Source organism: Mycobacterium sp. (genome assembly GCF_035314665.1).
Lineage (GTDB): Bacteria > Actinomycetota > Actinomycetes > Mycobacteriales > Mycobacteriaceae > Mycobacterium.
Map to the genome: position 1 here is coordinate 1 of NZ_DATFZD010000049.1, position 12927 is coordinate 12927.

General features: G+C 64.6%; 10 protein-coding genes and 2 pseudogenes. 7 read left to right on the forward strand and 5 right to left on the reverse strand.

All coding sequences use genetic code 11. The annotated features are described in order from the left end of the window. Positions 1–785 (reverse strand): class I SAM-dependent methyltransferase (locus tag VKI00_RS03665; RefSeq protein ID WP_324435474.1); only part of this gene is annotated, 785 nt, incomplete at its 3' end. A gap of 226 nt (positions 786–1011) precedes the next feature. On the opposite strand from VKI00_RS03665, the gene VKI00_RS03670 reads away from it, so the two are divergent. After that, a complete protein-coding gene (locus tag VKI00_RS03670) occupies positions 1012–1386 on the forward strand; it encodes an amino acid-binding protein (protein ID WP_324435476.1) in 375 nt (124 codons plus the stop codon). 28 nt (positions 1387–1414) lie between these two features. Here VKI00_RS03670 and VKI00_RS03675 read toward each other — a convergent pair whose 3' ends face one another. Further along, a complete protein-coding gene (locus VKI00_RS03675) occupies positions 1415–1735 on the reverse strand; it encodes an STAS domain-containing protein (protein WP_324435478.1) in 321 nt (106 codons plus the stop codon). A 160-nt stretch (positions 1736–1895) separates the two neighbouring features. Continuing rightward, positions 1896–2420, reverse strand: coding sequence for a hypothetical protein (locus VKI00_RS03680; protein WP_324435480.1), 525 nt, complete (start codon positions 2418–2420; stop codon positions 1896–1898). Positions 2421–2966: 546 nt separating this feature from the next. On the opposite strand from VKI00_RS03680, the gene VKI00_RS03685 reads away from it, so the two are divergent. After that, positions 2967–3605 carry an alpha/beta hydrolase gene (locus tag VKI00_RS03685; RefSeq protein WP_324435482.1) on the forward strand — a complete coding sequence of 213 codons (639 nt, stop codon included), beginning with the start codon at positions 2967–2969 and terminating at the stop codon, positions 3603–3605. Positions 3606–3680: 75 nt separating this feature from the next. On the opposite strand, the gene VKI00_RS03690 is transcribed toward VKI00_RS03685, so the two are convergent. Further along, positions 3681–4973: a cytochrome P450 gene (locus VKI00_RS03690; RefSeq protein ID WP_324435492.1), complete on the reverse strand. Its 1293-nt coding sequence runs from the start codon at positions 4971–4973 to the stop codon at positions 3681–3683. 336 nt (positions 4974–5309) lie between these two features. Between VKI00_RS03690 and VKI00_RS03695 the strand changes: the two genes are divergently transcribed. The 4 genes and pseudogenes from VKI00_RS03695 to VKI00_RS03710 all read left to right on the forward strand — a co-directional run bounded on the left by VKI00_RS03695 (position 5310) and on the right by VKI00_RS03710 (position 11421). Further along, positions 5310–6221 (forward strand): hypothetical protein, encoded by a 912-nt coding sequence (locus VKI00_RS03695; protein ID WP_324435484.1) that lies wholly within the window; start codon positions 5310–5312, stop codon positions 6219–6221. 990 nt (positions 6222–7211) lie between these two features. Beyond that, positions 7212–8018 carry a hypothetical protein gene (locus VKI00_RS03700; RefSeq protein WP_324435486.1) on the forward strand — a complete coding sequence of 269 codons (807 nt, stop codon included), beginning with the start codon at positions 7212–7214 and terminating at the stop codon, positions 8016–8018. A 63-nt stretch (positions 8019–8081) separates the two neighbouring features. Then, a pseudogene (locus tag VKI00_RS03705) lies at positions 8082–8762 on the forward strand (ABC transporter ATP-binding protein); the annotation flags it as partial. Positions 8763–9000: 238 nt separating this feature from the next. Further along, positions 9001–11421 (forward strand): FtsX-like permease family protein, encoded by a 2421-nt coding sequence (locus VKI00_RS03710; RefSeq protein ID WP_324435488.1) that lies wholly within the window; start codon positions 9001–9003, stop codon positions 11419–11421. Between the two features lie 130 nt (positions 11422–11551). On the opposite strand, the gene VKI00_RS03715 is transcribed toward VKI00_RS03710, so the two are convergent. Then, the gene (locus VKI00_RS03715) at positions 11552–12175 is read right to left on the reverse strand and encodes a class I SAM-dependent methyltransferase (RefSeq protein WP_324435490.1); all 624 of its coding nucleotides are present in this window, start codon (positions 12173–12175) and stop codon (positions 11552–11554) included. A 495-nt stretch (positions 12176–12670) separates the two neighbouring features. Here VKI00_RS03715 and VKI00_RS03720 point away from each other — a divergent pair. Further along, positions 12671–12927: pseudogene (locus VKI00_RS03720) on the forward strand (Hsp20/alpha crystallin family protein); the annotation flags it as partial.

Here is a 12927-nt window from a genome sequence, read left to right on the forward strand (position 1 = left end):
TAGTCCGTCACGTGGCTGCGCTCGCCGTCCCAGACCAGCTCCGCGACATCGATGTCCAAGCCGTACCGGCGCCACCGCGCCCGCCACGCCGCCGCCCGGTCGTCGCGGAACGCACCCATGTCGGGGATGTGCTCGGTGGCCAGTCGACTGCCGGGCGCGCTGAGCGCGGTGATGCGGTCAAACAATCGGTCCTGGGCGTCTGGGGGCAGGTACACGAGCAACCCCTCGGCGATCCACGCCGTGGGCGCCGTGGTGTCCAAACCGCGGTCACGAAGCGCCGCCGGCCAGTCATCGCGCAGGTCGATCCCCACCGCTCGGCGATCGACGCCCGGTTCGGCACCCAACCCGGACAACGTCCTGGTCTTGAACTCCACCACCTGCGGCTGGTCAACCTCGAACACGACGGTGCCCTGCGGCCACGGCAACCGGTACGCGCGGGCGTCGAGCCCGGCCGCCAGGATCACCGCCTGACGCAGCCCCGCCGCGGTGGCGTCCATGAAGAACCTGTCGAAGAATCGGGTACGCACGGCGATCTGTTCGCGCATCTGCTGTTCGTTGAAGGCCGAGTCGTCCTCGGCCGGGCGGATCTCACCGTCGATCAAACGGTTGAAGAAGTCATGACCGACGGCCCGGACGAGCGGCTCGGCGAACCGGTCGTCCAGCAGGGGGTCGGGCCCCCGAGAGGCCAACGCCCGCGACGCCGCCACCATCGTGGCGGTCGCTCCCACACTGGACGCCAGATCCCAGCTGTCACCCTCGGTCCTCGCCGAACCCAATGACGGCATCCGCTCATCTCCTCAGCTGATTGGTGATCGAACAATCCGATCGAAACTTAGGCAATATAACCAGTCAGTTGTACTATACCCGCCGCGCCGGCAGCGCATTCGACGACGAGGCCGCGGCCGCCTCCCGCAAATCCCCCGCACCGGCACCGTTGACCGGGATAGCGTGGGGCTGTGAGCACAGCCCTGGCCGCCACACCGCGACCATCAGTCGCGAAAGGAGCGTGACATGGCGACCGACCTGACGCTTTATCTCGACGACCGGCCCGGCGAGCTGGCGCGAGTCGGGGACGTCCTCGGCACGGCGGGGGCGAATATCGCCGGACTTTGCGCACTCACCAGCGGAGGAGGGCAAGCCGAGGTCCACATTCTCGTGCATGATCCGACTCCGGCATTCGAGGCGCTGCAACGCGCCGGCATCCAGATCGCCGCCGAGCAGGAAGTGATCGTGCTACCCATGGAGGACCGGCCGGGCGCGCTGGGCGAGGTCGCACGCAAACTCGGCAAAGCGAACGTCAACCTGACCACGGCCTACCTGGCGACCAACACCCGCCTGGTGCTCGCCGCGGACAACCTCGCCGAGGCCAAGTCCGCGCTGAGCTGACCGCCGCGCTTCAGGCGACGACACCCGGTCATCCCCGCCTACGCGTGGCGATTCGGAACCGCTGCAACACCTCCACCATCGAGCCGACCGCAGGCAGCCGATGCTCGCGATCTCCGACGCGCAGCAAGCGGCGCACAGAGTGGCTGGTGACCAGGGCCCAGTCGGCGCCGAGCCGGTCGCATCTCTCACCAAGGGCGAACAGCCCCGGCAGACTGTCGACGGCGAGGAAATCAAGATCCGAACAGTCCAGTACCAGTGCACGGTCGCCCCGGACGAACCCGTGCAGGCAGGTCGCCACGCGCGCGCCGTTCAGCGCGTCGATCTCCCCCGTGAGCGCGATCACCGTCACCCAGCTGGAGTCGAACGCCGTGACACACGCACGACCGAGGCTGATCACCGACCTGTGAACAGGCTGCCCGGCAGGCAAACCGGATGCGGCAGGCTCGTGCACAACAAGCATTGACTAGTCCATCGTCGAGTAGGCAACGGCCGATGCGCCGATCGCGCCTTCAGTGAGGCTGTTCACTCAACCAAGAGCACCGTAACCCGGACCGACGCGCCCCGTGGGGCGGAACGCCGAGGTCGGGCCTGTTCTCACCCTTTCCTAATGCCGCCACGGGGCGATCCACGGCCCAGTCGGGAAGCGGTGCAGGCACAAGCCCGGTACGGACGAGGCCTCCCGCGGTGGAGAGCCGCCCGTCATCGGTGATGTTCGGCACGCGTCCAACCGCAAGGCCAAGACCGTTTCGGCTTCTCGCCGCGACCGATCGATGAAGCGCTGCCTTGATGAGCGAGTTGACACCGGTCCAGTCCCGCAGGATGTAGGCGGCTTCGGCCATCGTGATCGGGCCCCCGTCACAGCAGACGATGAAGCGCTCGTCCGCGGCGGCCGGATCGGTCATCGCACGGACGTGGATGTCGGCAACGTCGCGCACATCGGCGACGGGAAAGCAGATGTTCGGCATCAGCGCGACCTTGGCGGTAAGCAGAGTCGGCACAACGACCAGCGACGCGGAGATGTCATCGCTCACCACGGGTCCGAAGGTGGCGGTCGGTGAACGACGGCGTCGCCCTCATTCCGCTCACCTTCGGCAACCAGTCCGACTGGGCCCGCAACGTGACTGCGGCCGGCGAATGTTGGACACATCAACGCGGCATCGCGTATCACGCGGTCCGACCCACATTCCTCGACACCCGTGACGCCGCGCCCCTCGTTCGTGCGGCCTTCGGCCCGCCCAGCGACTGGCATTCAAACTTCTTGGGATCAAACAGTTTATGTCGTTGCATGTATCGGTCGTCTAACCGAATCTCTCCGACACTCGAGACGAAAGGTATATCGCCATGAAAACGCTCTCCGTCATGCCGCGTCCAAGCTGGCTGCCGTCATCGGCATGGCCGTGGCCCACCTACGCCCTCGACCGACCACAACACCGGTCGCATTGCGGTCACCGATATCGGCGAGGGCCCGGCATTGTTGTTCGTCCACGTTGGCGCCTGGAGCTTCCTCTGGCGTGACGTGTTGATGCGCCTACAGAACGATTTTCGATGTGTGGCCTTGGATGCTCCTCGTCTAGGACGTAGTGATTCGCACCGAATCGACGCCAACGATCGCCGAAGCCGGCGATGCGGTGACAGCCGTGGTGGAGACACTGGAACTGCGCGACGTCACGGTGGTCGCTCACGACCTCGGCGGCCCTGCCGCATTGTTGGCGACGAGCAGACGCGCGGATCGCGTCGCCACCCTGGTAGCCGTCAACTGCTTCGCGTGGAAACCCGCCGGACCGCTGTTCTGCGGCATGCTCGCCGTCATGGGCAGCGGCCCCGCAACGGAACTCGACGCGGCCACAGGCTGGCTTCCTCGTCTGACCGCAACCGGCTTCGGGGTCGGTCGGCATTGGAGCGGCGCGGATCGGGCGGTCTTCCGTGCCGGTATCGACAACTCGGCGAGGCGCGCTTGGCACGGCTACTTTCTGGATGCCCGCTTCGCCAACGACGTCTACGCCGAGGTCGACGCCGGGCTGCGCGGACCGTTGTCGGACGGGCCGCTGCTGACCATCTTCGGCCAGCTCAACGATCCACTGCGCTTCCAGCGGCGGTGGAAGGGGCTGTCCCCGGGGGCGCACCGGGTAACGGTGCACCACGGCAACCACTTCCCGATGTGCGATGACCCTGAGCTGGTGGCTGCCGCGGTGAAAGTGCATGTGCGCGCGGCGGTTTGATCCGACGGGGCGACAGCAGAGCTCCCGCGTACTAACCATCGACGATCACGCTGGTGGGCCGCCCCGCCACCCTCGTCACCGCAACTTCGATCTAACCGGTTGTTCCATGAGTTCAACGGTTAGTCCCGGCCGTGGGCGCATGGCGACGAAGTTGCTCGCGCGGATGCGTTGAACAGGCAGCCGCAGAGAGGTCCTAGCTACCAGACGCGCGAGCATCACCGTCATCTCGGTGGTCGCAAAGACCGATCCAATGCACTTGTGGAGACCTCCGCCGAACGGGAGGAACTCGTGCGGTGCGGGTTTGCGATAGCGCGGCGTGTCGGGATCCCACCGCTCTGGCCGGAACTGCAGTGGCTCGGGCCAAAGCTCGGGTAGCCGGTGGGTGACATACGGGCTGAACAACAGCAGGCGTCCAGCACGGATGCGATGTCCGTCGAACCAGAGGTCACGCATCACCTTGCGGGCGGAGACCACTGCCGGTGTGTAGAGCCGCAATGTCTCGTGTACGACGCCGTTGATGTAAGTCAGGGCCTTGAGATCGGCGGCGCCAGGCAGACCGCCACCGAGGATTCTCCGAACCTCGGCGGCCGCGGCGCCCCACGCACCCGGAGTGCTCAGCAGCGCATAGATCGCCCAGGCCATGGCGGCGCTCGTCGCCTCGTAGCCATCGGCAATGAGCGAGACCACCTGATCGCGAACCTCAGCGTCGCTCAATGTCTCGCCACCCTCGGTGCGACCATTGACCAACATGGTCAGCACGTGGTCATCGGCTGTGCTGTGGGTGCGGGCCCGCTCGATCTCGGAATAGACCAGGTCGTCGACACGCGCCCGAGCAGCCATCGCCCGCCGCCATGCGGGTGATCGAACCCGCTGCTGCCACTCCATCACCTGCGGGGGCAAATGAGCCAGATCCAGCAGGGGCTGCAGTTGCTCGCCGAGGAAGTCGGCGTGCTCGCCCATGCGCTGGCCGAACACCGATTCCACGATGCTGCGCATGACCGCCGAGCGGAACTGCTGGTGGACGTCCAGTCTCTGCCCGCGGTACCACGTGTCGATGACGGCGTCGGCATTCGCCACCATGGTCTGAACGTATTGCTGGACCTGCCGACGATGCATTGCGGGCTGCACGAGACTGCGACGGCGACGGTGATCGGCTCCGTCGCTCACGATCAGCGCCGTCGGCCCGTCGACCGGGACGAACAGCTGAAACGCCTCCCACCAGCTGAATGCCGATGAATTGGCGAACACGAACTTGTTGGCCTCACCGCCCAGCAGAAAGACGTAACCGTAACCGCCAACCCCGGCGTTGATCACCGGGCCACGCCGCCGATACAGCGCTAGCAACGCTTCCGCCGGCAGGTACCGCAGCGGCCGACGCCACGGTGCAGCCACCTTCCAGCCACCACCCACAACGCCCTGAGCAGGTCCAGGAAACACCGCAGCCGTCGCACCTCCGTTCCCCGCACCGGCTAGGACCTACTACGTGGTGTAGTAAAACCAGATCTTGCAGCCTACAGGATTTACGGCCCAACTGAGTGCTCGACCGCGCAACCTGCACGGCGCGGCACCGTTGTTCAGTCGACAATGAGACACTGCAGAAGCGAATGCTGAAATCGTGTTGAGCCCTACAACCATCTGTGGCCGAACTGCGGCGCGGGGAATGCCCCGCGGCGCCACGCGCGATCACCGAGACAGGAACGGCTGGTGCTGATCGGTGTGGCGGCAGCAGTGCTGGCCTGCGTCGGCTACGGGGCTGCGTCGGTCCTGCAGGCCTACGGCACGCGTAGTTCCGCTACTGGAGCGTCGGGCCGCGGGAAAAGTGTCGCGGTCACCGCGACCGGTGGCCCAACGCTAGGTGCGACCATCGGCGCTGCGCTGACCCCCGCGTTCATTGCCGGGACGGTGCTCGATGTCGTCGCGCTCGCGGGAAGCGTCGTCTCGGCCCGGCTTATTCCGCTGTTTCTCTCACAGACAATCATCAGCGCCGACCTTGTCGTCACCGCCGTGCTCGGCGTCGCGGTGCTCGGCGTGCGCCTGTACACCCGCGACTGGGTGGCCATCGTCACGGTTGTCGTGTCGCTGTGTGTGTTGGGAGTTGCCGCCGGTCACCGCGGTGAGGCCACCTTGGAGCCAGCCGCGCACTGGGGCTTACTGTCGGCGCCGGTGCTGATCCTGTTAGGCGGAGTCGGTCTGATCCGCCTGCTCGGTGCCCGCGCCGCAGTCGCAGCCGGCCTGATCGCTGGGGTTCTGTGGGGGGCGATGGCTGTCGCGGTGCGGGTGCTCGACGGTGTCGATCCGCTTCGGCTGGGCATTCTGCTGGCCGACCCGGCGTTCTGGACGATCGTTATCGCCGGGCTGGGCGGCTTCTACCTGTTTACTGTGGCGCTGCAGCTCGGTTCGGTAAACGGTGCCGCCGCTACTCTTGTCGTCGGTGACACAGTGGTGCCTGGTATCACTGGCGTGGTGCTGCTTGGTGACACCGCTGAACGCGGGCTGGGCTGGCTGGTGGCAGTGGCGTTCGTCAGCGCGGTCGTGGGTGCCGTGGCCGTCGCTGTATTCGGAGCCGCGACCACGCGCGTGCAGCGAAACCCAGCGTGGGTATCTGCAACCGTCTGACCCGGCCGATCAGCGGCCGTTCGGTGGATGCACGTGGACGAGGTTTTCAGCCCGCTTCACGACACACTGACCAGTATGCCGCCGACATCGCCGAATTATTTGCGCCGCAAGGTCGCTGGCGGTCATCGAAAGTCTCGAGGTGTCCGACCTATGGGGCCGCTCAGGCGCAATGGCATGCTGCCGCTCATTCCGTCTCAGCCGACCGAAACACCAGGACCTAGTCGTCCAGGGCCACCAGTCCGCTACGCACGAAGGCGACCCGCTACGGCGGCACTGGTGTGCCCAATGGTCCCAAGGCCCGAGTCGTCACAGCTGCGCACCGTCTAATCGGCGCATCTGCTGTCGCGGGACCTGTAGTCCCAAAATGGTCCAAGCGCCGCGTCGTCGCATCTGCGGGCCACCAGATCGCAGCTGGTCAGACCCTGGTTTTTAGTTTAGGTATCTGGCTGACAGTGTTCGAACCCGCGATTCCAGAACAGTGGGTTAACGCGTTCTCGCTGGTCGGCGGCGCCGGGCGGCAACAACTAGGACTCCCATGCTCGAGGCGCTGGGCTATCTTTCACCTGGCGCCGCCGTTCGTCCGGCAGGCGGGCTTGCTCTAGTCACCGGATTGCGCCACCGTCGAGGCCCGGGCCGGATCGTCTTGCCCCGGTTTGCGTCGCTTCGCGCTGGCTGGCATCCTTCTGTAGTCCAGCCTTCTGGCTTCCTGACCACACGTGTTGACAGGTGGGAGCACCGCGAATTGAGCGACCTTGCACCGCCCATCTACCGGCAGCAACGGTTGGTGATTGAGAGTGACTTCCCTCGCCGCCGTCAGCCACGAGCAGATCAGGAAACACCTCATCACGCGCAAAGGTCCTGGACATATGAAGGCACTCACTCCGCCCGCGACGCACCGCGGTGACGAGTATGGCTGGGCAGTCGGGATTCACCGGGAGAGCTGGGGGCTCACTGAAGATTTCTTCAACACATCAGAGATCGTCTGCAAGAATGTCTGACAAGTCAGACATGCAGCGACCGATTCGCTTGCCGCGTCAGTATGTCTACGATCTGACAGAGTGCGAGACGAACGAGCTCACGCAAGAATTTCTTAGCACAAAGTGCATCGCGACCGCCGACCGATTCGTATGTTTCGAGATCGAGGGTTCTGATCGTTTTGCGAACATAGCTCGGCAGATCGAGCGCGAGGTCTTCTATGAATCGTTCGGCAACGACCCCGCTATGTTGACGGGAGAATACGCGCCGTACGAGGAGAGCAGTCTCTTCTTCCTCGCTGTAGACCGACAGGTCGGGGCGCCGGCAGGTGTACTCCGCATGATCCGGAACTCGCCGGCCGGTCTCAAGACGCTTGTCGATCTGTCTGACAGCACAAGAACCCCGACGATTATCGCTACCGACGACGTAATGCGGTACCACGGGATTGATGACCTTGATAGATGCTGGGATGGCGCAACCGCAACTGTTCCACGTCGATACCGCCGCAAACTGGCGCCCATACAGCTGCAAGTGATGCGAGTCGTGTCCGCCGCGGCAATTCGCGAGAACGTCGAGCACTTTGTGTCGATCCTGGATGCGCCTGTTTACAAAGTCGTGCGAAACATTCTTGGCCTGCCCGTTGATCCACTCGCCAACACACCGCCCTTCACATACATGGGTGGACTAAACCATCAACCCGTGTATGCACACGTCTCGTCGACGCTGGCTGTCGCGGCGGAGGGGAATCGGAAGGTTGGCCAAAAGATTCGGGCCTGCTTCGCCGAGAGAAGTTTTCCAGGTTCGGGATACCTGCCCAACTGATGACGATGTGCCGCATGCTCGTCGACTGCCGCTACCTGCAGCAGCGGAGGCGATGAGGTGTCACTGAGTGTGGAACTGACCGACGTCGTGCGGGAATACCGGGCGGGCGGACAGACGGTTCGGGCCTTGGATGGGCTCACCCTGCAGATCAACGGCGGACAATTCACCTCGGTCGTGGGTCCCTCCGGCGCGGGCAAGAGCACATTGTTGCACCTCCTCGGTGCGTTGGATTCGCCCGATTCGGGTTCGATCCGCTTCGACGGCGTCGAGATCGCGAGGATGACTGACGACCAGCAATCGACGTTTCGCCGCCGCAAGGTGGGCTTCGTCTTCCAGTTCTTCAATCTCTTGCCGACCTTGACGGCGTGGGAGAACGTGGCGATCCCCAGGCTGCTCGATGGAGCACAGCTGCGCCAAGTCAGGCCGGACGCCGTCCGTCTGTTGAAACTCGTCGGACTCGGCAATCGCGTGGATCACCGTCCTGCCGAGTTGTCCGGCGGGCAGATGCAGCGGGTGGCCGTCGCGCGGGCGTTGATGATGGATCCTCCGCTGATCTTGGCGGACGAGCCGACCGGCAACCTGGATTCGGCCACAGGGGCGGCGATTCTGGAACTGCTGCAAAGCGTCGCGCACGACGCTGGCGTCCGCCGAGCAGTAGTCATGGTGACACACAACCTGGAGGCGGCCGCGGAGACCGACCGTGTCATCACGTTGCAGGACGGCGCGCTGAGATCGGATGAGCTCACCGCCGAGACGCCACGAAGCGGGCGGCACGCGGCAGGTCGGCGGGACATCGCGCAGACCGACGTCCTGTACAGGGTGCACAACGGCCATCGACCATCCGACGCGCTCACGCCGCACTCACGTTCCTGGACACACGCGGCAAACCCGGTGTAGCGTTTTGCTTTCCGCTTCATTCAGCCGTCTGAGGCTGCTCAACATCCGCGAACTGCGGACGCATTGGGGGCGTGCACTGGCCTCGGTGGCAGTGGTTTCGGTCTCTGCCGCACTGCTCGTCGCGGTGCTCGGCGTCTCGGGCTCGATCACCGGATCCATCAATCGGCTCGCCACCAGCATCGGCGGCGATGCCGATCTCGAGGTTTCCGGTGTCACCGACGACGGATTCGACCAGTCGTTGTTCGATACCGTCGCAGCGGTCGAGAACGTCACCGCAGCGGTGCCGCTCATGCGCATGCCAACGACCGCGAACTCGGACCGCGCCCTTCTGGTCGGGGTCGGCCCGAACATCTCCGCCCTGCATTCTGATCTGGAGACCGCGATCCGCGATCAGCTCAAGGACGAGATCCCACCGGCCTCGGCGCCCAACGGTGTGCTCGTCGGTGCGGGCATCGGCGTCGCCAGAGGTGATCAGTTCGATGTCGCATCGACGAGGGTCACCGCAATTGCAGTGGTCGACGGTCCCGCGGCGCGACGCTTGAACGGCGGGCATTTCGTGATAGCACCGCTTGCGCTCGCGCAGCAGATCTCGGGCCGAGAGCATCGGCTTGACTCGATCCTGCTCTTCACCAAACCGGGTGTGAACGTCGACCAGGTTCGATCCGCGGTGACCAAGGCCGCAGACGGACGGGCTGTGGTGGCCACACCGAGCTTTCGCGCCGCGCAGGCTAGTAGTTCATTCGCCGTTCTGCAGACCATGACGCTTTTGGCCGCGTCGGTTTCGTTGGTTGTCGCCGCGTTCCTGAGTTACAACGCCATGAGCATTGCCATCGCCCAGCGTCGCCCCATCATCTCGACGATGCGTGCGCTCGGTGGCCTGCGCCGAACAATCATGTCCGAAATGCTTGCCGAGGCGGCCCTGCTGGGCATTATCGGCGGCGCGATCGGTTCGTTATGCGGAGTTGTCATCGGCCACATCGCCATTGGCAGTTTGCCGTCGACGATGGTGCAGTCGCTGGAGGCGCGCATCGAGTATGTTCTGGCGCCCTCCGTCGTGCCCCTTGCCATCGCGGCGTGTGTGGTAGCGAGCGTGACCGCCTCGGCGCTGGCGGCGCGGCAAGTGCACAGTGTCGCTCCGGTCGAAGCGTTGGCACCGAGCGGCGCCGCGTCGTCGGAGGCCGGTACGCGTCGGCTTCGGATCGCCGCAGGCATCGCCGGCGCGATCCTGGTGGCCGCGACAACCCTAATCGTGTGCGCCGACCTTGGTCGTACCGCGGTGGCCGCTATCGCCCTGGCGTTCGTCGGGGCCAGCGCGATCTGCTTTGCGTTCTCGGGTCCCCTCATCCGCTGCGCGGCCGCTGTCACCCGGATCTTCGGCGCCGCAGGCGTCGTCGGCGCCGCCACCATCGAGCGTGCGCCCCAACGGACGTGGGTGGCCATGATGACAGTGCTGACGGCCGTGGTCACAACCGTTGCTGCCACCGGAGCCACCGGCAACGCCGTCGACTCGACGGTCGCCTCGTTTTCGTCGGTCCGGGACGCCGACGTGTGGGTCAACTCCGCAGCCGCCGCCACCGGCTACTCCAGCACGCTACTGCCACCAGATACCGAGTCCAAGATATGGGCAGTGCCCGGCGTGGAACGCGTTGTGGAGGGCCAAATGGCGTTCGCCACAGTGAGCGGCACCAGGGTGATGATGCTTGGGATCGCACCCGGTTCTCATCAGGACATCTATAAGTCGATGTCGGCGCGCGATCGCGACAAATTACTTGCGGGAGACGGCGTCGCGCTTTCGCGCGACCTTGGTCGTGCGATGGGTGTCTCCACTGGTGACGAAATCGTGTTGCAGACCCCAACCGGCGAGCGTCGCGTGCAGGTGCTGGACCTTGTCCCGTACTTCTCGGGCCTCACCGGCACCGTCGCGATGAGCCTCAAAACGATGCAAGAATGGTTCTTGCGGCCCGGTGCTTCCTACCTGGAAATCAGCGTGTCGCCCGGCGCCGATCCGCAGTCGGTACAGGCGGCGATACGCAATGTTGTTTCCAAGGACGCCTTTGTGTTCTCCGGCGATGACGCACTGGCGGGCGTTGGCAGTGCGCTCACTCAGGTGACCGCCATAATCAGAATCATCGCGTGGATCGTCGTCGTGGTATCGGCAGTCACATTGCTGAATACTCTAATGCTTTCGGTCCTGGACAGGCGTCGCGAGATCGGTGTTTTGCGTGCGATAGGAGCGACCCGCCGCTTCACCCTCAAGGCCATCCTGGCCGAGGCGGCCGGCGTCGGAATTATCGGCGGGCTCTTGGGGCTGATACTCGGCGCGGCGATCCAATATCTGACTTCCATCGCACTGACCAACGTCCTCAGCATCGACGTGACCTACCACGCCAGTCCCGCGATGATCGCCATCGGGCTGGGTGCTGTGCTGGTTTGCCTCCTCGGCTCCATACCGCCGGCGGTTCGCGCGGCCCGGGTCAATATCATCGAGGCGGTCAGTGTCGACTGAGCCCCGGCGACTCGGCGAGTAGCAGCCGAGTAGAGGCGGGAAACCCGGCATAAAGGGGTGCCCACTCTACGTCCCTGTCGCCGAGTCGCTCGACGGCGCGTTTCCCGCGTTCGTGTGAAGTATTGCGTCGTCAGTCAATTGGCTTGGTACCTGCGACGGTGAGCACGACCCCTCCGACGCACGGCTCCTCGTGGGCCTCAAAGTCGGGGACGCAAGCTTCGAGTGGCTCCCAGAAGCGGCGGGTCGAGTCTGCATTCACAACAACTCTGTAGTAGGCGTCGGCGAACCGGGTCGTTCGCTTTCCGTCGAGAAAGAGGTCCAGCATGACGTAGCGGCCACCCGGCTCGAGCAAGTCGTACGTGCGCTCGAAGACGAGCTCCCAATCGGGCATGACGGACATGCCGAGCATGCAGATCACCGCGTCAATCTTGGTAGTTCCCAACAGATCACGCGTGATGAGTCGCGCGTCGGTTTCGATCAGCTTGACGTGGTCCCATCCTGCCTTCTCGACCTTGGCGCAAGCCCTCGCAAGCATGCCGGGCGAGTAATCGCAGCCCACGATCTGGCCGGTTCGGCCGACGCCGAGATTCAGGAACTGGAAGTTTGTACCCGTACCGCACGGCACGTCGAGCACCGTCTGGCCGGCCCGCAATTGCAGGAGCTCCACTGCGTCGATCCGGTGCTGCCGATGGACCGGTCCGGTGACGACGTCGTAGCCGAGCGACAGCAGGTCGTAGCGCTGGATCCGCCTCATAGTGGCCGAACGTACCAGGGCCGAAGCGGGCGCAGACCTCTCGCGCGTTATGCGTACTGCTGGAGGTCGAGGTGCCCTGACGAGCGTCCTCAGCACCGACGTCGGATATCGCACCACTCCGGCGAGGATCGGAGTCAGCGTTGGTCCTCTCGTAATTCACCTGCTCGGCTCGGTACCACCCGGACTCGCGCGGCCCGACTCAATATTTTTGACGCGGTCAGCGTCGACTGACGCGTCAATCCCAACGACACCCGGGCAGCATTCGGCCGAAGCCGCGTGGACAGAACGCCGCCATAACGGAAGGAGCTCGAATGCCAGAGCGGCGAACAGCCCCGCCCGGTGTCAGCAGTTCTTCGAACGCTTCGGCTGTGATTGGCGTCGCCGTTAATCAGAACGAACAATGAACGCTGCGACAACTCCGAACGCGGTACTTACAGTCGGTTCGTAGTGGTGGTTAGATCGAAATTACAAGGTGTACAACGACTTAGGAGATTGATGATGGCAACTCTGCCTGCGCAGCGCCAGCCGCGGACCCTGATGCCCGACCTTGCGGAACTGTTCACCGGCTCTCCCCTGTTCGCCGGTCTGCGTCCGCTGTTCGACCGCAACTTCCTTCGTCTCGAGGACGAGACGAAGCAAAACCGCTACGAACTTCGCGCCGAGATTCCCGGCATCGACCCGGCAAAGGACGTCGACATCACCGTGCGCGACGGGATACTGACCATCAAGGCCGTGCGGAGCCAGAAGGCCGA